Below are 25309 nucleotides of genomic sequence, written 5' to 3' on the forward strand. Positions count from 1 at the left end.
ATATGGCGTAGGGCCGCGTATCGTTCGCACCCTACATCAGTACTGTGGAGGGTCGCGATTTAGCCGCATCCTTCGTCAATATGGCGTAGGGCTGCGTATTGTTCGCACCCTGCATTAATATTGTGTAGGGGCGCCATTTATGGCGCCCGAACAGCGCTTATGTGACAAACATCATGCCTATGCTTGCCGTTTTTTTGGAACTGGATAAATGAGTAATCGTCTTGAAGAGGTGCTGAAGCTGGCTGCCACTGAGCCTGCGCACCGCCCGGAGTTCTTTCAACTGCTGTTGGAATCTGATGTTTGGGTGCCGGGCGAAAGCCCTGTTGAGCAGTTTGATGCCACCTCGCCCGTGGAGTTACAGCACTGGGAGAAAGAGGGCGGTGGCAGTGTGATCCCGTTCTTCACATCTGAAGAAGCGATGAGTGAGGCGATCAAAGATGAACAGCCCTATCTTCGTTTGCCGGTGCGAACGCTGTTCGAAATGACGCAGGGCGAGAGCTTATTCCTCAATCCGAAATTACCGGCAGGAAAAGAGTTCTCGCCGGGCGAGATTGCTCACCTTATGGGTGAAGAGGGCAGCGCACTCAGTCAGCAAACCGTGTTAGAAGGTGGCCATGCGCTCCTCCTGTCGGAAGTGGCAGAGCCACCGGCGCAGATGATTGATTCACTGACGCAGCTGTTTGCCAAGTATAAGCAGGTACGCCGTGCTTACATCGCCAGCATCCGTGAAAGCGCCATGGAAGAACCCAATCTGCTGATTGGCATTGAAGCGGATAGCAACATTGATGAAATCATTCAGGCGGCAGGCAGTGTGGCGACCGATACACTGGCGGATGATGCGCCGATTGATATCTGCGAAGTGGTGAGTGAAGAGAAAGGGGTAAGTCATTTCTTTACCGCCCACATTACGCCGTTTTATGAGCGTCGCTGGGGCAGTTTCCTGCGTGATTTCAAAGGCAGCCAGCGGATTATTTAAAAATAGCTTGTCGCTTATATCTTGAACTTAAAGCATTTGTAGGGCGCGACCTTCAGGCAGTCCGCAGTTTGGCCTGCGTGCCAAGGCGCGCCACTACAATGTAATCGTAGCGACGCAATTTATAGCGCATCTATCAGCAATAGTGTGATTCAAGATACGCGCGATAAATCGCGCCGCTACCTTAATAGCCATGCTTAGCAGTTTAATCTGCTCGCTAACTTTATTTCTCAATCGGTAAGTCGTCGCGGCTGCCCCATTCACCCCAAGATCCGTCATACAGGGTAACGTCACGCACACCCAACGATGTCAGCGCCAGAATCACCACCACCGCTGTGACACCCGAACCACAGCTGGCGACAATCGGCTGGTCCAACTTGATACCGGCTTTCTCAAACAGATCGCGCAACTCTGCTGCCGGTTTCAGTTCGCCGTTCGCCACCAGATTGTTCCACGGCATATTCAGGCTATTGGGGATGTGTCCGCGCAACAGACCCGGACGCGGTTCATCCACTTCTGCGTTAAAGCGATTGGCCGCACGGGCATCAACAATTTGCGCACCGCCTTCATGGCTGATCAACAACACATCGGTCAGGCGCTTCACCAGACCCTGGTCGTAATGGGCTTCAAACTCGCCTTCCGGCAGGTTAACCGGGCCCGATGCCACATCAAAACCAGCGGCTTTCCAACCTTGCAGCCCACCCGCCAGAATGGAGACGTTGGCACAGCCAAAGGCGCGCAGCATCCACCAGGCGCGTGGCGCGGAGAACAAGTTACCCTCGTCATACACCACCAGATGCTTATCCTGCTAACGCCCAATTCACGCATCGCCACGGCAAACGCTTCCGGGCGCGGCATCATATGCGGATAGGCACTGGTGTGATCGGACAATGCTTCGATATCGAAGTAAGGCGCATTTGGCAAATGCCCCGCCAGATATTCCGCCTGGACGTCGCGAACCGCTTCCTGACCTGGCGGCAACATGCGCGCATCTAAAACCTGCAACGTTTCGTCGGTGTAATGCTCTTTTAACCAGTCGGCAGATACAAACAGGGGAGCTGTCATCGCAACAACCTCTTCTCAATCATCGGAAAAAGGAAAGACCCAGTGTCCGGGAATGTGAACGCTATCTCAAGGGTATCATTGCTAAAGTGAGTAGGTTGATGTGAAATTGCGCAGCATACGACTTTTAACCTTTTGGGGCTGGTGAGGGAATTACCATGGCAATACGTGTTAATCGACTGCTGCTTAGCGTGCTGATCGGCGGATCACTTTTAGGCAGCACATTGCTGCCTGCGCAGGCGGCAGAAGCGCCTGCAGTACAAAATACGGCGAAAATGCTCTCTGTTATCGATCTTTCCGAGCTGCAATTGGACGGTGCGGCGGCGCTGGTGCTGACATTTAACACCGCGATTGATAGCAAACAAGACGTTAACGCCCTCGTTCATATCAGTGATGAGAAAAGCGGTAAGGTCGATGGGGGCTGGGAATTGGCGCAGAATGGCAAGGCGTTACGCTTCCGCCATCCTGAACCGTCGCGCAAGTTAACCGTCACTGTTGATGCGGGTCTCAAGGCGGCGGATGGCAGCAGTCTACCCAGTGCTTTCAGCCAGTCCCTTACCACGCGCGATATCCAGCCGATGGTCGGTTTTGCCAGCCGTGGTTCATTGCTTCCATTACGTTTAACGCAGGGATTACCGGTACTGGCGCTCAATGTGAATAACATTGATGTCGATTTCTTCCGGGTGAAAGGAGCCGCACTGGCCGATTTTCTCGCACAGTGGAATTACGGCAACAACCTGTCGTATTGGGAATCTCGCGAGCTGCTGAAAAATGCAGACCTGGTTTACAGCGGTCGCTTTGACCTCAATCCAGCACGTAATACCCGCGAAAAAATGCAGCTTCCGCTGGGCGATGTAGATGCGCTCAAGCAGCCCGGTGTTTATCTTGCTGTCATGAAACAGGCGGGCACCTATAACTACACTCAACCGGCGACCCTGTTTACACTCAGTGACATTGGCCTGTCGCTGCACAGCTTCCCAGACCAATTAGAACTCTTCACCCAGAGTCTGGCCAACGGTGCGCCGCTCGATGATGTCAACGTGCAACTGCTGGATGTGAAAGGCCAGCAGCTGGCGAGCGGCACCAGCGACAGGAACGGCCATCTTCGCCTGCCTGCCAATGCTAAAGGCAAGCTGCTGCTGGCGACGCAGAAAGGGCAGACTTCACTGATCGATCTCAATCGCCCGGCGCTTGATCTGGCCGAATTCCCGATTGATGGCCCGCAAGGCTATGACAAACAGTTCTTCATCTTCGGTCCACGCGATCTCTATCGTCCCGGTGAAACCGTGATAGTGAACGCCTTACTACGTGATGCCGATGGTAAGCCATTGCCGCCACAACCGGTGAAAGCCGAAGTGGTGCAGCCGAATGGCGAAGTGACACAGACCTTTGTGTGGCAGCCAGAGAACGGGGTTTATCAGCAACGCTTTGTTTTACCGGTTTCAGCGATGACGGGTGAGTGGACGCTACGCATTAACAGTGGCGACAATCAGCCACGCAGTTGGCCGTTCCAGGTGGAAGATTTCCTGCCTGAGCGCATGGCGTTGGCACTGAGCAACAGTGAACAGCCACTGGCACCAGATGCGGCAGTGACCTTTGATATTGAAGGCCGTTATCTCTATGGTGCGCCAGCAGCAGGTGACGAACTGCAAGGGCAGTTGTTCCTGCGTCCAGCGCGAGAAGCCGTGGCGGCACTGCCTGGCTATCAATTTGGTGACATCACCGAAGATCTGAAGCGTAGCCTGGATGATGTTGACGAGAAGCTGGATGAGAGCGGCAAACTGCAGCTGAACGTCGAAAGCAGTTGGGCAGAGAGTCACTCCCCGCTCAGTTTGATACTGCAAGCCAGTTTGCTGGAAACCGGTGGTCGTCCGGTGACGCGTCGCGCGACGCAGTCGATCTGGCCTGCGCCCGCACTGCCGGGAATCCGCCCGCTGTTCAACAGTGAATCGGTTTACGACTATCGGACTGACCGCTATCGCGACGAGCCGACCGTGCCTGAAAACAGCCTGGCGGAATTCGACGTGGTGTATGCCAATCCACAAGGCGAGAAGCTGGCTGCACAGAATCTGGATGTGCGTCTGATTCATGAGCGTCGTGACTATTACTGGAGTTTCTCTGACAGTGAAGGCTGGCAGTCACGCTATGACCAGAAAGATCTGCAAGAAGATGAGCAGCGCATCAACATTGCCGCGGGTGGCAGTCAGAAAATCAGTTTCCCGGTGGAGTGGGGCACTTATCGGCTGGAAGTGCATGCGGGTGATAACATCGTCAGCAGCGTGCGCTTCAATGCGGGCTACTGGTGGCAGGACAACACCGAGGGCACTGGCGCGTTACGTCCCGATCAGGTCAAACTGAAAATCGATAAAAGCGCTTATCAGCCGGGCGACACCGCAAAAGTGCAGGTGGAATCTCCGGCTGCCGGTAAAGGCTATCTGATGGTGGAATCCAGCAGCGGCACGCTGTGGTGGCAGCCGTTGGATGTGCCTGCTGGCGGCGCAACCATTGATGTGCCGATTAATGACAGCTGGAAGCGCCACGATCTGTATCTCAGCGCGATTGTGGTGCGTGACGGCGATAAAGCCAACGGCACGACACCTAAACGGGCTGTGGGTCTGTTGCATTTGCCAATGGCAACCGAAGCGCGTCGTCTCAATCTGATGATCGATGCGCCTGCCAAGATCCGTCCTGAGCAAACCGTAAAAGTGAAGGTTAAAGCCAGCCGTGAAGGCGGTGTTTTACCTCAACAGGTGCAGGTATTGCTGTCAGCGGTGGACAGCGGCGTACTGAATATCACGGATTACACCACCCCGAATCCATGGGAGGCGTTCTTTGGTCGCAAACGTTATAACGCCGATCAATACGATGTTTACGGTCAACTCATCGAAGGTGGCGGTAAGCTGGCAGCGCTGCGCTTCGGTGGCGATGGAGACGATGCTGATGCGCTGTCTCGTGGCGGCAAGAAGCCGGTAACGGATGTGCAGATTGTGGCGCAACAGCTGCAGCCGGTGACGCTGGACGCTAACGGAGAAGGCACGCTGGAGCTGCCGATCCCGGCATTCAATGGCGAGTTGCGCTTGATGGCGCAGGTATGGAGCGCAGACAGCTTTGGATCGGCGGATCGTAAAATGGTGGTCGCGGCACCGTTAATCAGTGAACTGGCAACACCGCGCTTTATGGCCAGCGGTGACCAATCGACGCTGGCACTGGATTTGACCAATCTCACCGATCAACCTCAGACGTTAAAAGTCGATGTGACGGCAAGTGGATTGATTGCGCTGGCTGGCAATGTCACGCCCAGCGTGCAGTTGGCGAAAGGGGCGCGCACGACGTTGCAAATTCCGGTGAAAGCCGAAGGGGCTTTCGGTGACGGTGCGGTGCAGGTCAAGGTTTCGGGGATGAGTTTGCCCGGTGAAACGCTGGCGCCAAGCGAGCGCAAATGGACCATTGGTGTGCGTCCGGCCTATCCGGCACAGACCCTGAGTTTTGATAATGTGATGCAAACTGGTCAGAGCTGGCAGGTCGTCGCGAGCGCCTTTAACGGACTGCAGAAGGATACGCTTAGCGGGCAGCTCTCACTCAGCAATCGACCACCGCTGAACATCGCCAGTTTTATCAGCCAACTCTATGCCTACCCTTACGGCTGTCTGGAGCAAACGGCCAGCGGTATCTGGCCATCCGTCTTTACCAATAAGGCGCAGTTGGATGCGCTGGGCATCAAAACCAGCACAGATGAGGCGCGTCGCGCTTCGATTGCGACCGGTATTGCGCGGCTGGCTGGGATGCAGCGCGGCAACGGCAGCTTTGGCTTGTGGAGTAAAGAGAGTCCAGAAGAGTTCTGGCTAACCGCCTACGTGACTGATTTCCTGCTGCGTGCCAGTGAAGCAGGTTACAGCGCACCAGAGGGCGTGATCAGCCGTGCCGATGAACGCCTGCTGCGATACTTACAAGATCCCGCACAAATCGAGACCAGCTGGAGCAGTGATGCAGACGGGCTGCGTTTCAGTGTGCAAGCCTATGCCGGCTTGGTGCTGGCGCGTCAGCAACAAGCACCGCTCGGGGCGCTGCGTGCCCTGTACGACAAGCGCGAACAGGCGAAATCAGGCTTAGCGCTGGTACAACTGGGCGTGGCGTTAAAACTGATGGGCGATCAGCAACGCGCGCAGTTAGCCTTGGCTCAGGGCGTGGGTTTGGAACGTAAGCCAAACAGCTGGCTGGGGGATTACGGCAGCCCGGTGCGCGATCGCGCGCTGATTCTGGCGCTACTGGCGGAAAACCAGTTGTTGCCGGATATGCAGGGACCGCTGTTGATTGACCTGGCGAAAGCGGTGCATGGACAGCGCTGGTTCTCCACGCAGGAAAACAATGCGCTGTTCCTTGCTGCCCGTACGCTACAGCAGCATAAAGGTGAAAACTGGCAAGCCACGTTAGTGGGTCGAAGTGAGCCGTTAAGCAGCAATCAGCCGCTCAATATGGGGATCAGCGAGGATCAGTTGCGCCAAGGGATTTCGGTGAAAAGCGACAATGCCTCGCCGCTGTACGGCACGCTCAATGTCGTCGGTTATCCGCGTTCGGCACCGGCGCCAATCAGCAACGTACTGAACATCACCCGTGAATACTTCACGCTGGACGGTAAACCGGCCGATCTCACTAACCTGAAGAGCGGTGAACTGCTGGTCGTGCGGCTAAAAGTGTCAGCCAGTGAACGCGTTAGCGATGCACTGGTGGTGGATCTGCTGCCTGCGGGACTGGAGCTGGAAAACCAAAATCTCAGCGACAGCAGCGCCAGCCTCGGTGAAAGTGCCGATGCGCTGAAAGAGAGCATGATGGATATGCAGCAAGCCAACATCAAACATATTGAGTTCCGCGATGACCGCTTTGTCGCCGCGCTGGCGCTGGATGGTTACACGCCGGGCACGCTGCTGTATCTGGCGCGCGCGGTGACGCCGGGTAGCTATCGTTTGCCGCCACCGCAGGTAGAATCGATGTATGTACCGGAGTGGCGCGCGATTGGCACTACGCCGGAAAAACTGAATGTGCGCTAAGCGTTGATGAAAAAGGGGAGCTCACTCAAGCGGTGGCGTTGGCTGCCGCTTTTTTTACTGCTGCTGTGTGTCGGTGTCTGGTTGTTGGATCGACTCGATCCACTGCCACTGCGGGAAGTACAGCCTGCGCGCGTCGTTGTCGCAGAAGATGGCACACCGCTGTGGCGTTTTGCGGACAAACAGGGTGTGTGGCGCTATCCGGTGACGCTGGATGAAGTCTCGCCTGACTACATTCAGGCACTGCTGACCTACGAAGATCGCTGGTTCTGGCACCATCCCGGTATCAATCCGATGGCCATTGTGCGCGCTATCGGGCAAAACCTGCTGCATCACGGCATTGTCTCGGGCGGGAGTACGCTCACTATGCAGGTGGCGCGGCTGATCGATCCGCAACCGCGCACGCTTGGCGGGAAGGTGATCCAGGCATGGCGCGCCGTGCAACTGGAGTGGCACTTATCGAAAAGGGAAATCCTGACGCTGTATCTCAATCGTGCTCCTTTTGGTGGCACCGTCGAAGGGATTGGCGCAGCAAGCTGGATGTGGCTGGGTAAGCCACCTTCGCAGCTCACCAAAGGGGAATCGGCTCTGCTCGCCGTGCTACCGCAGGCACCGAGCCGTCTGCGCCCGGATCGCTGGCCGCAACGTGCGGAAGCCGCGCGCAATAAGGTGCTGGATCGACTGGCGGAATATCAGGTGTGGTCGGCACAAGATGTCGCCGATATTAAACAGGAGACAGTGTGGTTGCCGCCGCGCCAGACGCCGCAAATGGCACCGCTGCTGGCACGTCGCCTGCTGTCGCTATCTCCCGACAACAAAATCACCTCGACCCTTGATGTGTCACTGCAGCGCGAGCTGGAGAGTCTGGCATCGTCGTTAAAAAACCAGCTGCCGCCGCGCACTTCACTGGCGTTGCTGGTGGTGGATCACAGCAATATGAAAGTGCGTGGCTATGTCGGCTCGGTTTCATTCAATGACGACAGCCGTTTTGGTCATGTGGACATGATCTCCAGCGTGCGATCGCCGGGATCGGTATTAAAACCCTTTGTTTATGGCATGGCGTTGGATGACGGTTTGATCCACGGAGAATCACTTCTGCAGGATGTGCCACGCCGTTTCGGTGATTATCGCCCCGGCAACTTTGACTCTGGTTTTCACGGCCCGGTGAGTGCCAGCGAGGCACTGGAGCGGTCGCTAAATTTACCCGCAGTCCAGCTTCTGGGCGCGCTAGGCCCCAAAACGGTGGCGGCGCGTTTACGCAATGTTGGCCTGAACCTGCGCTTTCCGGCAGGAGCAGAACCGAATCTGTCGCTGGTCCTCGGCGGCACGGGCGCGCGGCTGGATGATATCGTTGCGGCTTACAGCGCCTTTGCTCGTCAGGGAAATGCCGCCCAACTGCGCTGGTTGCCCAATCAGCCATTGCAAGAAAGGCCACTGCTTTCACCGGGTGCGGCCTGGATTGTGCGACGCATTCTGGCAGGTGAAGCGCTGCCATCCGCTGCCATTCCTGATATTGCCCCGCTGGCCTGGAAAACAGGCACCAGTTATGGCTATCGCGATGCCTGGACCATCGGCATCACGCCGCGCTATTTAATTGGCGTATGGGTTGGCAGGCCGGATGCCACGCCGGTGGCCGGTCAGTTTGGTTTTGCCTCCGCCGTGCCCGTGATGAACCAGGTCAATAACCTGCTGGCGGGGCATATGTCGGTGCGCGGTGCACCACGCGATCCGCGCCCGGATTCAGTCAGCGCCATGAGTATTTGCTGGCCTGGAGGCCAACCTTTGCCACTGGGTGACGAAAACTGCCGCCAGCGTCGTCAGAGCTGGATACTGAACCAAACCGTGCCACCGACACTGTTGGCACCCGGTCAGGAAGGGGTGAATGGCTTACGTCAACGTTATTGGGTAAACCCGCAGGGCTTACGCGTGGCCGCCGATTGCCCTGAGGCGCAGAGCCAAGAACGTCTGATGTGGCCGTTGCCACTGGAACCTTGGTTGCCGCTGGCAGAGCGTCGCGCCCAGCGTTTGCCGCCCATCGATCCTCGCTGTCCACCCTTGAATCAAGGCAGTGCGCCCCCGCTATTGATTACCGGTGTCATCAATGGCCAACGCGTGCAACCGTTGCCGGGCAAAGTGGTGTTGCTGTTGCCTGTTGCGGTACAGGGTGGACAAGGTGAGCAGCGCTGGTGGTTTTTGAATGGTCAGCCGGTAGAAAAGGATTCAGGGAAAAACAGTGCTTCACTGGTATTGAGTGAACCGGGCCAATATCAACTGGTGGTCATGGATGAGGCCGGCCAACTGGCATCTGTCTCATTTATTCGTGGCTAAATCAGTGCGTATGCCAGATTTCTCGCGTGTTCGCCCCGACAAAAATCAATTATTTTCGATAATTCCACCAATCGGCAATAGGCAACGCCCGATGATGTCCCTATAATCGGCGCGTTTTCTTACCGGGAGCGAACTCCCGGTTTCTTCAGGATGCTAACTAGAGGTCATCATGGCAATCGAACGTACTTTTTCTATCGTTAAACCAAACGCTGTCGCTAAGAACGTGATTGGTGCTATCTACAACCGTTTCGAAAGCGCAGGCTTCAAAATCGTTGGCGCGAAAATGCTGCACCTGACCAAAGAGCAGGCTGAAGGCTTCTACGCTGAGCACAACGGTCGTCCATTCTTCGATGGTCTGGTTGAGTTCATGACTTCTGGTCCAGTCGTTGTTTCTGTTCTGGAAGGCGAAAATGCTGTTCAGCGTCACCGTGACCTGATGGGCGCAACTAACCCAGATAACGCGCTGGCTGGTACTCTGCGTGCTGACTACGCAGACAGCTTCACCGAGAACGCGACCCACGGTTCTGACTCTGCTGAGTCTGCAGCACGTGAAATCGCTTACTTCTTCGCTGAGAACGAAGTCTGCCCACGCACTCGCTAAGTGCGTTGCTGCCAATGCGGATAAACGTCTTTACACCTTTTAGATGTAAGTAAAGTCGTTCCCCCTGGCATCATGCAGCAGATGTAGTACACTATTGCGCCCTTGTTGAGCTAGCCTCAGCGAGGGCGCTGTTTTTTTCCTATTCTTAACCAGAGCCGTAACGTGTAATAACGAGGCCAGAGAACATTATGTCCGAACAGATTGTGACGCCGTCCGCTTCCCCCGTGGTTGTTTCCCCAAAAAACGAAAAAATTAACCTGCTGGATCTCAATCGTCAGCAGATGCGCGAATTCTTTCTCGAAATGGGCGAAAAACCGTTCCGTGCCGATCAGGTTATGAAGTGGATGTACCACTACTGCTGCGATGATTTCGAGCAGATGACTGACATCAATAAAGTGCTGCGTGGCAAATTGATGCAACGCGCCGAAATTCGTGCACCGGAAGTGGCGGAAGAGATGCGTTCCAGCGATGGCACCATCAAATGGGCGATTCGTGTGGGCGATCAACTGGTGGAAACCGTGTATATCCCGGAAGCCGACCGTGCGACGCTGTGTGTCTCCTCGCAGGTAGGTTGTGCGCTGGAGTGCAAATTCTGTTCGACCGCGCAGCAGGGCTTTAACCGCAACCTGCGTGTTTCTGAAATTATTGGCCAAGTGTGGCGTGCTTCAAAAATCATCGGCGCGACAAAAGTTACCGGCCAACGTCCGATCACCAACGTGGTGATGATGGGCATGGGTGAGCCGTTGCTCAACCTGAACAACGTGGTCCCTGCCATGGATATCATGCTGGATGACTTTGGTTTTGGCCTGTCAAAACGTCGTGTAACGCTGTCAACTTCGGGTGTGGTTCCTGCCCTGGATAAGCTGGGTGATATGATCGACGTTGCGTTGGCGATTTCCCTGCATGCGCCAAATGATGCTATCCGCGATGAAATTGTGCCGATCAACAAAAAGTACAATATCGAAACTTTCCTTGCTGCAGTGAAGCGCTATATTGGCAAATCAAATGCCAACAAAGGCCGCGTGACCATCGAATATGTGATGCTTGATCACGTCAATGACAGCACGGAAAATGCCCATGAGTTGGCTGAATTGCTGAAAGATACACCGTGCAAAATCAACCTGATCCCATGGAATCCGTTCCCAGGCGCACCTTACGGCCGTAGCTCAAATAGCCGTATTGACCGTTTCTCTAAAGTGTTGATGGATTACGGTTTCACCACCATTGTGCGTAAAACCCGTGGCGATGATATCGATGCGGCTTGTGGTCAGCTGGCGGGTGATGTTATCGACCGTACCAAGCGCACCTTGCGTAAGAAAATGGCCGGTGAAACCATCTCTGTGAAGGCGCTCTGAAACACCGTGCCCGGTGATATCCACCGGGCGTAAGGCATGACAGTCTCTCTGCTCGACGTGTATAGGGAGAGACTGAAATGTTTAAAGGATTATCTGCGGTGGTACTGGCTGGCTTTGTTGTAACCGGGTGTGTCAACTCACCGCCTCGGCAAAGCGCAGCAGACATCCGACTACAGCTGGGTATGCATTACCTGGCGGTGAAAGATTATGGCGCTGCACAGCGTAATCTATTGCGCGCAGCATCGGCTGCACCGCAGGACTATCGCGTGCCTTTGGCGCTTGCGCGACTGGCGCAGGCGCAGCAGAATAGCGCGCAGACAGAATGGCACTACCAGCGCGCTCAGCAGTTAGCACCAGCGAATGGCTACGTCGCTAACAATTACGGTGCGTTTCTCTGCGGTTTAAGGCAGTATGGCGAAGCGCATCAACAGTTTAAGCTGGCGATGGCCGCGCAGGAAATGGATGCCCGCCAAGATGCATTGCTGTTTTCGGGCTATTGTTACCTGCAGGCTGGAAAGAGCGCGGCAGCGCGGGAATCATTAAGTCGTGCGCTTAAAGCCGCACCGGAGCAGGGCAGTCAACTGCTTACGGAAGTGGAAAAGCGGCTTGAACAGCAGGATCATACATCGATTCCGCTGTTGTTAGACCTTTACCACCAGCACCTGCCCGCAACGGCAGAGAGCTTGGGGTTACAGATACGTTTCGCCGCGCAACAGGGAAACGCTGCTGACGTTACACGTTATGGCGACCGGTTGGCGCGAAGTTTTCCACAATCGATACAGTACCAGCGTTATTTTGCTAATGAATACTGAAGCCACTCAAGAGAATTCTGCAGTACATTCCACAGGTGAACGCCTGCGTCTGGCCCGTGAACAAATGGGACTGACACAGCAAAACGTCGCTGAACGCCTGTGCCTTAAACTTTCTACCGTGCGGGACATTGAAGAGGACAAATCACCGGCTGATTTAGCCTCGACCTTCCTGCGCGGATATATTCGCTCGTATGCTCGTCTGGTGCATGTGCCGGAAGATGACCTGTTGCCGATGATGGCGAAACAGGCTCCAGTACGCGCGGCTAAAATCGAGCCGATGCAGAGCTTTTCGCTGGGTAAACGCCGTAAAAAACGTGATGGCTGGTTGATGATCTTCACTTGGTTGGTGATTTTCGTCGTCATTGGCCTGACCGGCGCATGGTGGTGGCAAAACCACAAAGCTTCTCAGGCGGACTTGGTTTCCATGGCCGACCAGAACGGCAGCAGTAATGATAACAGTCAGTCTATCCCCTTAGGTGACAGTAGCACTGACAGTGCAACGGACACCGACACCAATGCTGCGGGTACCCCGATAGACAATGGTGCGGGTGCGGTTGCTACGCCGAACACCAGCAGTAATGCAACGGCTGCTCCAGCAGCCAACAGCGCGACCAACAGCGATAACGCGGTGGTGTCACCAAGCCAGGCGCCGATTGATAATGCGCCTCCGGCTGCGACTTCACCGGCACCTGCCAACAGTGTTCCTGCTGGCCAAATGCCCACAGGCAATGCGGCAGTGAGCCAGCCTGCGGGCGATCCAAATGCCATCGTGATGAACTTTAAAGCGGATTGCTGGTTGGAAGTCACCGACGCCACCGGCAAGAAGCTGTTCAGCGGGTTGCAACGTAGTGGTGGTAAGCTCAGTTTGTCCGGAACGGCTCCGTATCGTCTGAAAATTGGCGCTCCGAGTGCGGTTGAGGTGCAATATCAGAATCAGCCCGTTGATTTAAGTCGTTTTATCCGTAATAACCAGGTTGCCCGTCTGACGCTGGGTGCGCAATAACGCGCAGCGCGCTTTCCGGGTAATTGTGGAGAGAGAATATGCATAACGAAGCACCCATTATCCGTCGCAAATCAACACGGATTTACGTCGGCAAGGTGCCGGTTGGTGATGGTGCGCCCATTGCCGTTCAGTCAATGACCAACACTCGTACCACGGATGTGGACGCCACGGTCAACCAGATTCGCCAGCTTGAGCGTGTCGGTGTAGATATCGTGCGTGTTTCCGTTCCAACGATGGATGCGGCTGAAGCGTTCAAACTGATTAAGCAGCAGGTCAATGTGCCGCTCGTCGCGGACATTCATTTTGACTACCGTATCGCACTGAAAGTCGCCGAGTATGGCGTTGATTGTCTGCGCATCAACCCCGGCAACATCGGCAACAATGAGCGTATCCGCCAAGTGGTGGATTGTGCTCGTCATTACAATATTCCTATCCGTATCGGCGTCAATGCCGGTTCGCTGGAAAAAGATCTGCAGGAAAAATACGGTGAGCCAACGCCTCAGGCGCTGCTAGAATCCGCTATGCGTCATGTTGATCACCTTGATCGCCTCAACTTTGATCAGTTCAAAGTGAGTGTGAAAGCTTCTGACGTCTTCCTCGCTGTTGAATCTTATCGTCTGCTGGCAAAAGCCATCGACCAGCCACTGCATCTGGGTATTACCGAAGCCGGCGGCTTGCGTGCGGGCTCAGTAAAATCCGCTATTGGTCTCGGCTTACTGTTGGCCGAAGGGATTGGCGATACGCTACGTATCTCGCTGGCGGCGGATCCGGTTGAAGAAGTCAAAGTCGGTTACGACATCCTGAAATCTCTGCGTATTCGCGCGCGCGGCATTAACTTTATTGCCTGCCCAACCTGTTCACGTCAGGAGTTCGATGTGATCGGCACGGTGAATGCGCTGGAAGAGCGCCTTGAAGACATCATCACCCCAATGGATATCTCGATTATCGGTTGTGTGGTGAACGGTCCAGGCGAAGCTACAGTTTCTACGTTAGGTGTGACTGGTGGCAGCCGTAAAAGCGGTTTCTACGAAGATGGCGTACGTCAGCGCGATCGTCTTGATAACGATGACATGATTGACCAGCTGGAAGCACGCATTCGTGCCAAGGCCAGCATGCTGGATGAAAGCCGCCGCATTAACGTGCAGCAGCTAGAAAAATAGGGATGGTGCGCGTCCGCCGCGCGCCGGTTTGTGATTGAATCTGTGCGGTTTCATCCTCATAAGGTATGATGCCGGACAGGTTTTTTGTATTAAGAGATTCTAACGTGGCGAAGAATATTCAAGCGATCCGTGGGATGAACGATTACCTGCCGGCGGATACCGCGATTTGGCAGCGTATTGAGGGCACCCTTAAGCAGGTGCTGGCCAGTTACGGCTTTAGCGAAATCCGCTTGCCGATTGTAGAGCAGACACCGCTGTTTAAACGCGCCATCGGTGAAGTCACCGATGTGGTTGAAAAAGAGATGTACACCTTTGACGACCGCAACGGTGAAAGTCTGACCTTGCGCCCGGAAGGCACGGCGGGCTGCGTGCGTGCCGGTATTGAGCATGGTCTGCTGTACAATCAGGAACAGCGTCTGTGGTACATCGGTCCGATGTTCCGCTATGAGCGTCCGCAGAAAGGTCGTTATCGTCAGTTCCATCAGATTGGTGCCGAAGTCTTTGGTCTGCAAGGCCCGGATATCGATGCCGAACTGATTATGATGACTGCGCGCTGGTGGAAAGCATTAGGTATCGCAGAACACGTCAGCCTCGAACTCAACTCAATCGGTTCACTGGAAGCGCGTGCCAATTACCGCGACGCTTTGGTGGCCTTCCTTGAGCAGCACAAAGACAAGCTTGATGAAGATTGCAAACGTCGCATGTACAGTAATCCGCTGCGTGTGCTCGATAGCAAGAATCCAGATATCCAGCTGTTACTAAACGATGCACCGACGCTGAATGAGTATCTCGATGAAGACTCCCGTGCACATTTCGACGGTCTGTGCAGTCTGTTGAACGATGCCGGTATCGCTTTTACCGTCAATCAGCGCCTGGTACGTGGTCTCGATTACTACAACCGCACCGTGTTTGAGTGGGTCACCAGCAGCCTCGGCTCACAGGGTACCGTGTGTGCCGGTGGTCGTTATGATGGTTTAGTCGAACAGTTGGGTGGCCGAGCCACGCCAGCCGTTGGTTTTGCCATGGGTCTTGAGCGTTTGGTGTTGCTGGTGCAAGCGGTTAATCCAGAATTTGAACCGACGCGCATTGTTGATGTCTATGTTATCGCTTCGGGGCAGGGCGTTCAGTCCGCCGCGATGCAACTGGCGGAAAAACTGCGTGATGCAGACCCGGCGCTGAAGCTGATGACCAACTTCGGTGGTGGTAACTTCAAGAAGCAGTTTGGCCGTGCAGACAAGTGGGGCGCACGCATTGCGCTGGTGCTGGGCGAAGACGAAGTGAAAGCTGGGCAGGTAGTCATTAAAAACCTGAGCACTGGCGATCAACAAACGGTTGCCCAAAGCGAAGCCGCTGCGACATTGCGCACGCTGCTGCAGTAAACGCAGCACTGCAACAGCCATTTTAAGGAGAGGGATTGCGTGGAAGTTTACAGCAACGAAAACGAACAGGTTGACGCACTGCGTCAGTTCTTTGCTAACAACGGCAAAGCGCTGGCTGTCGGTGTGATCATCGGCATTGCTGCGCTGGGTGGCTGGCGTTTCTGGTCTAGCCATCAGGATGGTACGGATAAAGCTGCGTCAGCACAGTATCAGCAACTGACCACCGCGATGCAGGCTGACAAGCCACAGACGCTGGAAGCGGTTGCTGCTTTTGCCAATGATAACAACAACACCTATGGTGCACTGGCTTCGCTGGATCTGGCGAAACAGTATGTTGAAGCGAATCAGTTAGATAAAGCCATTACTCTGCTTCAGAGCGGGCTGAAAGATACCAAAGATGCCAATCTGCAGGCGGTGATCAACCTGCGTCTGGCGCGCATTCAACTGCAACAAAATCAGGCCGATGCCGCACTTTCAACTCTTAACAATGTTAAGGGTGATGGCTGGACAGCCATTATTGCGGACATTCGTGGCGAAGCACTGCTGAGCAAAGGCGACAAGCAGGGCGCACGTGATGCCTGGAGCAAAGGTGCTGAATCGCAGGCCTCTCCTGCGCTGAAGCAAATGCTGCAGATGAAGATGAATAACTTAAGTTAAGCCAGTCAAGAGAGCGCACATGGAATTACGTAAATACCTGCTGCCAGGGCTGATTTCAGTCACTCTGCTCAGCGGTTGCTCGCTGTTCAGCGGCGAAGAAGATGTAGTGAAAATGGCCCCGCTGCCGAAAGTGGAAAACCAGTTCACACCACAGACTGCCTGGAGCACCTCTGTGGGTGACGGCGTTGGCGATTTCTATTCCAATCTGCATCCGGCCTGGCAGGATGGCACCGTCTATGCTGCTGACCGCTTTGGTGTGGTGAAAGCGCTGGATGCCAGCAATGGCAAAGAGAAATGGAAAGTCGATCTCTCTGAGAAAACCGGTTTCTTCTCGAAAAACATCTCTGCACTGCTCTCTGGCGGTATTACCACGACCAGCGATCACATCTTTATCGGTAGCGAGCGCGGTCAGGTATTTGCCCTGAACAACAGCGATGGCAGCATCGCCTGGCAGACCAAAGTTGCCGGTGAAGCGCTGTCTCGCCCCGTCGTCAGTGATGGTCTGGTACTGATTCATACCAGCAACGGCATGTTGCAGGGACTGGATCAGAGCACCGGCGCCATCAAGTGGAGCGTCAACCTGGATATGCCGGCGCTGTCATTGCGCGGTGAATCTGCACCGACCGTGGCATTCGGTGGGGCAATTGTTGGCGGCGACAACGGTCGTGTGAGCGCGGTTATCCTGAATCAGGGCCAGTTGATTTGGCAGCAGCGTATCTCGCAGCCGAGCGGTGCGACTGAAATTGATCGCCTGAGCGATGTCGATACCACTCCTGTTGTGGTGAACGGCGTAGTTTACGCGCTGGCCTACAACGGTAACCTGACAGCGCTGGAACTGCGCTCCGGCCAGATTTTGTGGAAACGCGAAATCGGCGGCGTGAAAGACATGGTGGTTGATGCTGGCCGTATCTATCTGGTCGACCAAGATGACCGTGTGATTGCGCTGAATGCCGACGGTGGCGTGGCAATCTGGCGCCAGAGCGATCTGTTGCACCGTAACCTGACCTCTCCAGTCCTGTTCAACGGCTATCTGGTAGTGGGTGATAGCGAAGGTTACCTGCACTGGATCAACACGCTTGACGGGCGCTTTGTCGCACAGCAGAAACTGGACAGCGTTGGCTTCCAGACTGAGCCAGTAGTGGCCGGTGATAAGCTGCTGATTCAAGCGAAAGGCGGCGAAGTTTACGCCATTACGCGTTAATATTTAGCTCTGCGGGAACCTGTATCCCGCTCGCTTATACGGCTCCTGATTCGTCAGGGGCCGTTTCGTTTTTGTCAGGCATGGTATTCTTTGCGCCTTCAGCCTGACGCCTTCCGGCAAATGTCGTTATAATCACGCCATTCGGGCGATTTATTTTCAAAACTGAGGCAAGTGTTATGGTACCTGTGGTCGCGCTGGTTGGGCGTCCCAATGTGGGAAAATCTACGCTATTTAACCGCTTAACCCGCACACGTGATGCGCTGGTAGCGGATTTTCCTGGACTGACTCGCGATCGCAAATATGGTCGCGCCGAAGTGGAAGGGCGCGAATTCATTGTTATCGATACTGGTGGTATCGATGGCACCGAAGAAGGCGTTGAGAACCGCATGGCAGAACAGTCGCTGTTGGCGATTGAAGAAGCCGATGTGGTGTTGTTTATGGTAGATGCACGTGCGGGTGTGATGCCGGCCGATCAGCAAATCGCCAATCATTTGCGCGCGCGCGAAAAAGCGACCTTCGTGGTGGCCAACAAAACCGACGGTATTGATCCTGAAGCCGCGGTGTTAGATTTCTATGCGCTGGGCTTAGGTGAAATTCACCCGATCGCAGCCTCCCATGGCCGCGGTGTGAATAACTTGCTCGAAGCGGCATTGTTACCGTGGATGGAAGAAGTTGTCCCAGAAGTTGAATTAACAGAAGAAGAAGAGAACGCCGCGTATTGGGCCGCGTTAGAAGAAGAGGGCGAACAGGCGCTGGCGGAAGAGGAAGAAGAAGATTTCGACCCTACCACGCTGCCAATTAAACTGGCGATCGTTGGCCGTCCTAACGTGGGTAAGTCCACGCTAACTAACCGTATTCTTGGCGAAGACCGTGTTGTGGTGTTCGACATGCCAGGTACGACCCGCGACAGTATTTATATCCCGATGGAGCGCGACGAACGTGAATACGTTCTGATCGACACTGCGGGTGTACGTAAGCGCGGAAAAATCACCGAAACTGTTGAGAAATTCTCAGTCATTAAAACGTTACAGGCTATCGAAGATGCCAACGTGGTGATGCTGGTGATTGATGCGCGTACTGGCATCTCCGATCAGGACCTGTCGCTGCTTGGCTTTATCCTGAACAGTGGGCGCTCACTGGTGATTGTGGTCAACAAGTGGGATGGGATGACGCAAGAAGCCAGAGATGAAGTCAAAGAGATGTTGGACTTCCGTCTGGGCTTTATTGATTTTGCGCGCGTGCACTTCATCTCAGCACTGCACGGCAGTGGTGTTGGCAACCTGTTTGAATCTGTCACCGAAGCCTATGATTGCTCAACTAAGCGTGTCGGTACCGCTATGTTGACCCGCATCATGACCATGGCTGCCGATGATCACCAACCCCCGTTGGTTCGTGGGCGCCGTGTGAAGTTAAAGTATGCGCATGCCGGCGGTTATAACCCTCCCATCGTTGTTATCCATGGTAATCAGGTTAAAGACCTGCCTGATTCCTACAAACGCTATCTGATGAACTATTTCCGTCGATCGCTGAACGTGATGGGGACGCCGATTCGTATTCAGTTCAAGGAAGGCGATAACCCGTATGCGGGTAAGCGCAATCTGCTTACCCCAACGCAGCAGCGTAAACGTCAGCGTCTGATGTCGCACTTGAAGAAAAATAAGCGTTAACCAATGAGGGCCCTGATGGGCCCTTTTTTATTGCCCAAGCTATTTCCCCTTCTCTGAACACCGCATACATCAAAAAATACACTTTTTTATAACATCTTATTTATTAGCGATTTAAGTATCAGTTTGTAGCAAAAATGCTATTGCTCAGTAACTCTCTCGTTATTGATATTCACATTATCATGTACCAGGTGGTACAATTCTGCCGCCTTGAAGCGAGAATCACTCTCATCTGCGATGTGTCCTCGCTCACAAGCGCCGAATCACGGGCATTGCACCCGTACCAATAGATATAAAATAAAGCGTAACGGATTGGCTCCTGCCTCTGCGTCGGCAGGAGCATTGTCACCGGCTGCCAATGGCTTACCGGCACCAGCGCGTTATTTTTTCAGGAGAGTTTTTGTTATGGCAGAAAATTCCACTCGTCCCTGTAAAGGGCTGAGTATCTGGTCTGTATTGTTCGGGCTGGTCCTGCTGGCCGTCGGTCTGTTCTTTGCGATCGGCGGTGGCAAGTTGGTCGCTCTGGGCGGCAGCTGGTACTTCCTCATTTCCGGTATTGTGATGTTGCTGTCGGCGATTCAGTTCTTCCGTCGCAAATCCTCTGCCGTGACCCTGTTTATTCTGGTCTTCGTTGGCACCCTGATTTGGGCGCTGTTTGATGCGGGCTTCCATTTCTGGCAGCTGGTTTCACGTCTGATGGTGCCTGCGGGCCTGATGCTGCTGGCATTCCTCACCTGGCCTGCGCTGCGTAAGCGTGAAGGCAAAAGCTCATTGGCTAAAGTGTCCTATGTGCTCTCAGCGGTCATCGCTGTCGGCATGGTGGCCACTTTCGTGCAGATGTTCCAGCCGCACCCAACCGTCGCTTTCGACGGCAAACAGCTGCCGCTGATTCCGGTCGACAAGTCTAAGCCACAGCAAGACTGGAGCAGCTACGGCCGCACGCCAGAAGGTGACCGTTTCGCGGCGATCGACCAGATCACCCGTGATAACGTGAAAGACCTGCAGGTTGCATGGACCTTCCACACTGGCGATACCCCAATCAGCCCAACCGGTAACGGAGCGGAAGATCAGGAAACGCCACTGCAGGTGGGCAACACCCTGTTCCTCTGCACCCCGCATAACAACGTGATTGCGGTTGCAGCCGATACCGGTAAGCAGATCTGGAAGCGTGAAATCAACGCACAGGCTGAAGTGTGGAACCGTTGTCGTGGTCTGGCGTACTTCGATGCGACCAAGCCAGTTCAGCAGCCAACGCAGCCTGGCTCAACGCCGGTTCCTGCGCCGGCCCTGGCGGCAGGGGATACCTGTCAGCGTCGTATTCTGATGAACACCATCGATGCGCGTCTGATTGCGATCAACGCCGACAACGGTGAGTTCTGTGAAGACTTCGGCGACCACGGTGTGGTTGACCTGAAAAAAGGCCTTGGCGCTGCGCCAGACCCACAATATCAGCTGACCTCTGCGCCACAGTTGGCGGGCACCACTGTTGTGGTGGGCGGTCGCGTCGCGGATAACGTGCAGACCGATATGCCTGGCGGTGTACTGCGTGGCTTTGACGTGATCACCGGTCAGATGCGCTGGGCGTTTGACCCAGGCAACGATGACCCGAATGCCATCCTGATGCCGGGCAAAGACTACACCCGTAGTACCCCGAACTCATGGGCACCAATGTCTTACGATCCGGCCATGAACACCGTGTTCTTGCCGATGGGTAGCTCTTCGGTTGACCTGTATGGTGCGGAACGTACCAAACTGGATCACACCTACGGCGCATCAATCCTTGCCCTGGATGCCACCACCGGTAAGCAGAAGTGGGTTTATCAGACCGTGCATAACGATCTGTGGGATTTCGACCTGCCAATGCAGCCGAGCCTGGTTGACTTCCCGATGAAGGATGGCACCACTAAGCCTGCAGTCGTGATCGGTGCGAAAACCGGCATGATTTGGGTGTTGGATCGCCTGACCGGCAAGCCTTTGACCAAAGTCGAAGAGCAGCCAATGCCGCAGGGTCACATCCCAAGAGAGCAGTACACCAAAACGCAGCCACACTCAGTTGAAATGCCAAATATCGGCAACCAGAAACTGACCGAGTCTGATATGTGGGGCGCGACGCCGTTTGACCAGTTAGTGTGTCGTATTGCCTTCAAAGGTATGCGTTACGATGGCCTGTTCACCGTACCGGATACTGACAAGTCACTCAGCTTCCCAGGTTCACTGGGTGGTATGAACTGGGGCAGCATCTCGTTTGACCCGAACAACCAGTACATGTTTGTTAACGACATGCGTCTGGGCCTGTGGGTACAGATGGTTCCTCAGGACACGACTAAGTCTGCTGCCAGCAACGGCGGTGAAGCGATTAACACCGGTATGGGCGCAGTTCCGCTGAAAGGCACCCCTTACGCTGTTAATAAAAACCGCTTCATGTCTCCACTGGGCATTCCGTGCCAGGCACCGCCGTTCGGTACGCTGTCAGCCATCGACATGAAAACCCGTCAGATTGTTTGGCAGGTGCCAGTCGGTACGGTGCAGGATACCGGTCCATTCGGTATTAAGATGCGTGCACAGATGCCAATCGGCATGCCTACACTGGGTGGCACCTTGGCAACTCAGGGTGGCCTGGTGTTCATCGCTGGTACGCAGGATTACTATCTGCGCGCCTTCGATAGCTCAACCGGTAAAGAAGTGTGGAAAGCTCGTCTGCCAGTCGGTAGCCAGGGCGGTCCAATCAGTTATGTTTCGCCGAAAAATGGCAAGCAGTACATTCTGATCTCCGCAGGTGGCGCACGTCAGTCACCAGACCGTGGCGATTACGTGATTGCTTACGCGCTGCCAGACAGTAAGTAAGCCGCCCTAAGAAGAAAGGCCGACATCATGATGTCGGCCTTTTTTTATTAACCATCCATGGCGCACTTCAATCCTTAAGGTACCTTATTCACTGCTGCTTGGAGGGGCGACGGCTTTTTTGACCTCCTTTTCTTCCAGCTTCCCTGGCTCTTTCAGGATCGTTTCTGAAATTGCCCCCACTGACTTTGCCGCCAGCACTGCCGGCTTCCCTGGCACGCTCTGGGTCCTCTGCAAAGTTCCCAGCACCGCCTCGTTGCTTCTTTAGTGTCATAGCAGAGACCTCATCTAAGGGTGTTTTCTTCGACGTGGACTAGCTAGCCACATTAATGATTATAGTCAGTAAGTTACAGTCTGCTTTGGGAGATCTCTGAGAATGTTACTGGCCGTCGCGCCAGAGTGCCTCTAATTCTGGTGATGCCGCTGTTTCAGGAATCAAAATCACGATGGAGCCCGCTTCATGATGGGTGGCATAGGTGATTTGAATACGAAAATAGCGCTGGTCGCCGCGTCCAAGATTCGCCGCCTGATCTTCCGGTTCGCCCAGCGGCAGCGCTTGTTCCAGCACGTTACACACCCGCTGTTTTTGCGGTTCTGGCAGTTGGGCCAGGGCAAAGCGTCGTTCGCCACGCAGATTGGGGATAAAAGCAATGCCGCCTTCACGTGCCAGTTCAATGATGGCGTCATCAGTCAGTTGAATATTCACGTTACGCCTACCTGTTGCCAGGCGGATTGAATCGCCTCCGCCACCGAACGATTAAACCGTTTTCCAGCGTGCTGCACGGTAAAGCTGGCAAAGGTGCTGAAATCGGCATCCTGCGGCAGCGTCTTGTCGCAGAGCGTGTCATACCAAGCCTGACCCGCCAGTTCCCATGCAAAGCCGCCTAACGCCTTCGCAGCGAGATAAAATGCACGGTTAGGAATGCCTGAGTTGAGATGTACACCGCCGTTGTCATCTCGAGTTTCGATATAGTGATCCATATCAGCAGGTTGTGGATCTTTGCCGAGCTTTGGATCGTCATAGGCGGTACCCGGTGCGGACATTGAGCGCAGCCCACGGCCTTTAATCCCGGCCGCCAATAACCCCTCACCAATCAACCAGTCGGCCTGATCGGCGCTTTGCTGCAGGTGGAACTGCTTCACCAGCGAACCGAACACATCAGACATCGATTCATTCAGTGCACCAGACTGCTGGAAGTAAACCAGTCCTGCCTCATTCTCGGTCACACCGTGAGTGAGTTCATGCGCCACCACATCGAGTGCGATGGTGAAGCGGTTAAAGATTTCTCCATCGCCGTCGCCAAACACCATCTGCTGACCGTTCCAGAAGGCATTCTGATACTCCTTGCCGTAGTGCACGGTACCGTCGAGTTTCAGGCCTTTGTTATCCAGTGAGTTGCGCTTGAAGATTTGCCAGTAGAAATCGTAAGTGATGCCGAGATAATTCCAGGCTTCTTCAGCCGCAATATCGGCATTGCCCGGCTGGCCTCCATCGCGGATTAAGGCGCCGGGCAGATTTTGCGTATTTTCTGCATCATAGATGGCGCGCAGCACGGTGCCAGGCTGTGCGGTGACCGCGCTGGCCGCTTTGTGGTTATGTTCAGCCATCAGTTGCTGAACATGGGTGAGGGTGCGGCGAGCAGACTCTTGCGGCACACCCGAGCAGTGGTCAATGATATTGCGAAGAATATACGGAGGAATAACGCTGTAGGTCATAGTAACTCCTGGCCGTGAGTGAACATGCCAGAAGTATAGTTTTTCAGCTAGGAGCGCGCTTTGCGGCTGCGTGATTTCTGCGGTTCAAGGGCGGTCACCTGGCTTTCCACCCAGCCATCATCCAAACGGGTGCGCAGTAGATCGCCTTTATGAAGCTGCTGGGTTTTCTTCACCAGCTGACCTTGCGTATCCGTTGTCACGCTAAAGCCGCGCGCTAAGGTTGCCAGCGGACTGACCCCTTCCAGTTGCGCTGCCAGCGTACCAAAGCGCTGACGATTGTGATTCAGCTGCTTCTCCATGCCCTGCTGCAAGCGATACTGCCACTGCTGCATTTGCTGCTGTGCGCGCAAAATGCGGCCCTGAGGCTGTTGGTTATTGAGGCGCTGTAACAGGCGGTCTTGCTGGCGATTCGCGCTGCGCAGTCGCTGGTCCATCGCTTCGCCGAGGCGGCGCTGTAACTGGAACAGCGTAGTTTGCTGGCGTGCCAGACGCAGCTGCGGGTGCTGCTGCTGCAAGCGATGCTGAATGCGAGTGAAGCGACGCTGCTGCTCAGCGATGTAGAAATCCATCGCCATTTCCATGCGCTGCTGCTGTGACTGCAAACGACGCAGAAGCTCAATCTGGTTGCGGCTGACGACTTCCGCCGCTGCAGAAGGGGTTGGGGCGCGAAGATCGGCGACAAAATCAGCTATCGTGACATCTGTCTCGTGGCCCACGGCGCTAACAATAGGTAAGCGGCTGGCAAAGATAGCTCGGGCCACGCGCTCGTCGTTAAAGCTCCACAAATCCTCTAGCGAGCCACCACCACGTCCGACAATCAGCACGTCACACTCATCACGCTGGTTCGCCAGTTCAATGGCGCGCACGATTGCTGCGGGCGCATCAACACCTTGCACTGGCGTGGGATAGATAATCACGGGCAGCGATGGATCGCGGCGATGCAGCACGCGCAGCACATCATGCAGCGCGGCACCGGTCGCGGAAGTGATCACGCCCACCTGACGCGCCGGATCGGGCAGCGGCTGCTTAAACTGCTGATCAAATAACCCTTCGGCCGCCAGTCGTGCTTTGAGCTGCTCGAACTGCTGCTGTAGCAGACCTTCACCGGCTGGATGCATGCTTTCGATAAGCAGCTGATAATCGCCACGCGGTTCATACAGCGTAATGCTGGCGCGAACTAAAACCTGCTGACCATGCTGAGGGCGAAAGGTAACGCGACGGTTGCTGTTGCGGAACATCGCACAGCGAACTTGGGCGCCATCATCTTTCAGGGTGAAGTACCAGTGACCGGAAGAGGGCTGAGTAAAATTTGAAATTTCAGCGCTGAGCCACACCAGGCCCATCTCATTTTCCAGCAGTTGGCGCACCGTGGTATTCAGGCGGCTGACAGTAAAAATATTGGCGGTTGGCGGTAGCGACATGTGATGTAGATCAAACTTTAAATCAGAGGGTTAATCAACCGATACTACATTGCTCATCCGAAGGATCAAGACTTTTTCCTAAAAAACACTGGAG

The 25309-nt window shown here is 54.8% G+C and carries 17 protein-coding genes and 1 pseudogene; 13 read left to right on the forward strand and 5 right to left on the reverse strand.

Annotated features, from left to right (window positions below; translation table 11 throughout):
• The first annotated feature begins 208 nt into the window (after positions 1–208).
• Complete coding sequence (sseB, locus tag HA51_RS18940) at positions 209–976, forward strand: enhanced serine sensitivity protein SseB (protein WP_084936143.1); 768 nt, start codon at positions 209–211, stop codon at positions 974–976.
• A gap of 220 nt (positions 977–1196) precedes the next feature.
• Here the strand turns inward: sseB and sseA are convergent.
• Positions 1197–2038 (reverse strand): annotated as a pseudogene (gene sseA, locus HA51_RS18945) (3-mercaptopyruvate sulfurtransferase).
• Positions 2039–2193: 155 nt separating this feature from the next.
• On the opposite strand from sseA, the gene HA51_RS18950 reads away from it, so the two are divergent.
• The 12 genes from HA51_RS18950 to HA51_RS19005 all read left to right on the forward strand — a co-directional run bounded on the left by HA51_RS18950 (position 2194) and on the right by HA51_RS19005 (position 22081).
• Positions 2194–7080 (forward strand): alpha-2-macroglobulin family protein, encoded by a 4887-nt coding sequence (locus HA51_RS18950; RefSeq protein ID WP_084936144.1) that lies wholly within the window; start codon positions 2194–2196, stop codon positions 7078–7080.
• Between the two features lie 6 nt (positions 7081–7086).
• Positions 7087–9405 carry a peptidoglycan glycosyltransferase PbpC gene (pbpC, locus tag HA51_RS18955; RefSeq protein ID WP_084936145.1) on the forward strand — a complete coding sequence of 773 codons (2319 nt, stop codon included), beginning with the start codon at positions 7087–7089 and terminating at the stop codon, positions 9403–9405.
• A gap of 169 nt (positions 9406–9574) precedes the next feature.
• Positions 9575–10006 (forward strand): nucleoside-diphosphate kinase, encoded by a 432-nt coding sequence (ndk, locus tag HA51_RS18960; RefSeq protein WP_084936146.1) that lies wholly within the window; start codon positions 9575–9577, stop codon positions 10004–10006.
• Between the two features lie 188 nt (positions 10007–10194).
• Complete coding sequence (rlmN, locus tag HA51_RS18965; RefSeq protein ID WP_084936147.1) at positions 10195–11361, forward strand: dual-specificity RNA methyltransferase RlmN; 1167 nt, start codon at positions 10195–10197, stop codon at positions 11359–11361.
• Positions 11362–11438: 77 nt separating this feature from the next.
• Positions 11439–12173 carry a type IV pilus biogenesis/stability protein PilW gene (pilW, locus tag HA51_RS18970; RefSeq protein WP_084936148.1) on the forward strand — a complete coding sequence of 245 codons (735 nt, stop codon included), beginning with the start codon at positions 11439–11441 and terminating at the stop codon, positions 12171–12173.
• Positions 12163–13176: a cytoskeleton protein RodZ gene (gene rodZ / locus HA51_RS18975; protein WP_084936149.1), complete on the forward strand. Its 1014-nt coding sequence runs from the start codon at positions 12163–12165 to the stop codon at positions 13174–13176. Before pilW ends, rodZ begins: the two co-directional genes overlap by 11 nt.
• A 38-nt stretch (positions 13177–13214) precedes the next feature.
• Positions 13215–14336, forward strand: a complete 1122-nt coding sequence (gene ispG / locus HA51_RS18980) for a flavodoxin-dependent (E)-4-hydroxy-3-methylbut-2-enyl-diphosphate synthase (protein WP_084936150.1) — start codon at positions 13215–13217, stop codon at positions 14334–14336.
• 104 nt (positions 14337–14440) lie between these two features.
• Positions 14441–15715: a histidine--tRNA ligase gene (hisS, locus tag HA51_RS18985; RefSeq protein WP_084936151.1), complete on the forward strand. Its 1275-nt coding sequence runs from the start codon at positions 14441–14443 to the stop codon at positions 15713–15715.
• A gap of 39 nt (positions 15716–15754) precedes the next feature.
• The gene (locus tag HA51_RS18990) at positions 15755–16372 is read left to right on the forward strand and encodes a YfgM family protein (RefSeq protein WP_084936152.1); all 618 of its coding nucleotides are present in this window, start codon (positions 15755–15757) and stop codon (positions 16370–16372) included.
• A gap of 19 nt (positions 16373–16391) precedes the next feature.
• Entirely contained in the window at positions 16392–17573 is a 1182-nt protein-coding gene (gene bamB, locus HA51_RS18995) for an outer membrane protein assembly factor BamB (RefSeq protein ID WP_084936153.1), read from the forward strand.
• Between the two features lie 176 nt (positions 17574–17749).
• On the forward strand, positions 17750–19240 hold the full coding sequence (der, locus tag HA51_RS19000) for a ribosome biogenesis GTPase Der (RefSeq protein ID WP_084936154.1): 1491 nt from the start codon (positions 17750–17752) through the stop codon (positions 19238–19240).
• A 402-nt stretch (positions 19241–19642) separates the two neighbouring features.
• Positions 19643–22081, forward strand: coding sequence for a glucose/quinate/shikimate family membrane-bound PQQ-dependent dehydrogenase (locus tag HA51_RS19005; RefSeq protein WP_084936155.1), 2439 nt, complete (start codon positions 19643–19645; stop codon positions 22079–22081).
• An 88-nt stretch (positions 22082–22169) separates the two neighbouring features.
• On the opposite strand, the gene HA51_RS19010 is transcribed toward HA51_RS19005, so the two are convergent.
• The 4 genes from HA51_RS19010 to xseA form a co-directional block, all read right to left on the reverse strand.
• Positions 22170–22352, reverse strand: a complete 183-nt coding sequence (locus HA51_RS19010; protein ID WP_084936156.1) for a con-10 family general stress protein — start codon at positions 22350–22352, stop codon at positions 22170–22172.
• 105 nt (positions 22353–22457) lie between these two features.
• The gene (locus HA51_RS19015) at positions 22458–22784 is read right to left on the reverse strand and encodes a protealysin inhibitor emfourin (protein ID WP_045831618.1); all 327 of its coding nucleotides are present in this window, start codon (positions 22782–22784) and stop codon (positions 22458–22460) included.
• Positions 22781–23794 (reverse strand): M4 family metallopeptidase, encoded by a 1014-nt coding sequence (locus tag HA51_RS19020; RefSeq protein WP_084936157.1) that lies wholly within the window; start codon positions 23792–23794, stop codon positions 22781–22783. The genes HA51_RS19015 and HA51_RS19020 overlap by 4 nt, the downstream gene beginning before the upstream one ends.
• Before the next feature lie 47 nt (positions 23795–23841).
• Entirely contained in the window at positions 23842–25215 is a 1374-nt protein-coding gene (xseA, locus tag HA51_RS19025; RefSeq protein WP_084936158.1) for an exodeoxyribonuclease VII large subunit, read from the reverse strand.
• Positions 25216–25309 lie beyond the last annotated feature (94 nt).

The organism is Pantoea rwandensis, assembly GCF_002095475.1.
Taxonomy (GTDB): Bacteria; Pseudomonadota; Gammaproteobacteria; order Enterobacterales; family Enterobacteriaceae; genus Pantoea; species Pantoea rwandensis.

What these genes read in the sequence shown, in the direction of transcription:
- rodZ (WP_084936149.1), top strand. Translation starts at nt 12,163, where the DNA reads ATGAATACTGAAGCCACTCAAGAGAATTCTGCAGTACATTCCACAGGT.
- der (WP_084936154.1), top strand. Translation starts at nt 17,750, where the DNA reads ATGGTACCTGTGGTCGCGCTGGTTGGGCGTCCCAATGTGGGAAAATCT.
- bamB (WP_084936153.1), top strand. Translation starts at nt 16,392, where the DNA reads ATGGAATTACGTAAATACCTGCTGCCAGGGCTGATTTCAGTCACTCTG.
- HA51_RS19005 (WP_084936155.1), top strand. Translation starts at nt 19,643, where the DNA reads ATGGCAGAAAATTCCACTCGTCCCTGTAAAGGGCTGAGTATCTGGTCT.
- rlmN (WP_084936147.1), top strand. Translation starts at nt 10,195, where the DNA reads ATGTCCGAACAGATTGTGACGCCGTCCGCTTCCCCCGTGGTTGTTTCC.
- xseA (WP_084936158.1), bottom strand. Translation starts at nt 25,215, where the DNA reads ATGTCGCTACCGCCAACCGCCAATATTTTTACTGTCAGCCGCCTGAAT.
- HA51_RS18950 (WP_084936144.1), top strand. Translation starts at nt 2,194, where the DNA reads ATGGCAATACGTGTTAATCGACTGCTGCTTAGCGTGCTGATCGGCGGA.
- sseB (WP_084936143.1), top strand. Translation starts at nt 209, where the DNA reads ATGAGTAATCGTCTTGAAGAGGTGCTGAAGCTGGCTGCCACTGAGCCT.
- pilW (WP_084936148.1), top strand. Translation starts at nt 11,439, where the DNA reads ATGTTTAAAGGATTATCTGCGGTGGTACTGGCTGGCTTTGTTGTAACC.
- pbpC (WP_084936145.1), top strand. Translation starts at nt 7,087, where the DNA reads ATGAAAAAGGGGAGCTCACTCAAGCGGTGGCGTTGGCTGCCGCTTTTT.
- HA51_RS19020 (WP_084936157.1), bottom strand. Translation starts at nt 23,794, where the DNA reads ATGACCTACAGCGTTATTCCTCCGTATATTCTTCGCAATATCATTGAC.
- HA51_RS19010 (WP_084936156.1), bottom strand. Translation starts at nt 22,352, where the DNA reads ATGACACTAAAGAAGCAACGAGGCGGTGCTGGGAACTTTGCAGAGGAC.
- ispG (WP_084936150.1), top strand. Translation starts at nt 13,215, where the DNA reads ATGCATAACGAAGCACCCATTATCCGTCGCAAATCAACACGGATTTAC.
- ndk (WP_084936146.1), top strand. Translation starts at nt 9,575, where the DNA reads ATGGCAATCGAACGTACTTTTTCTATCGTTAAACCAAACGCTGTCGCT.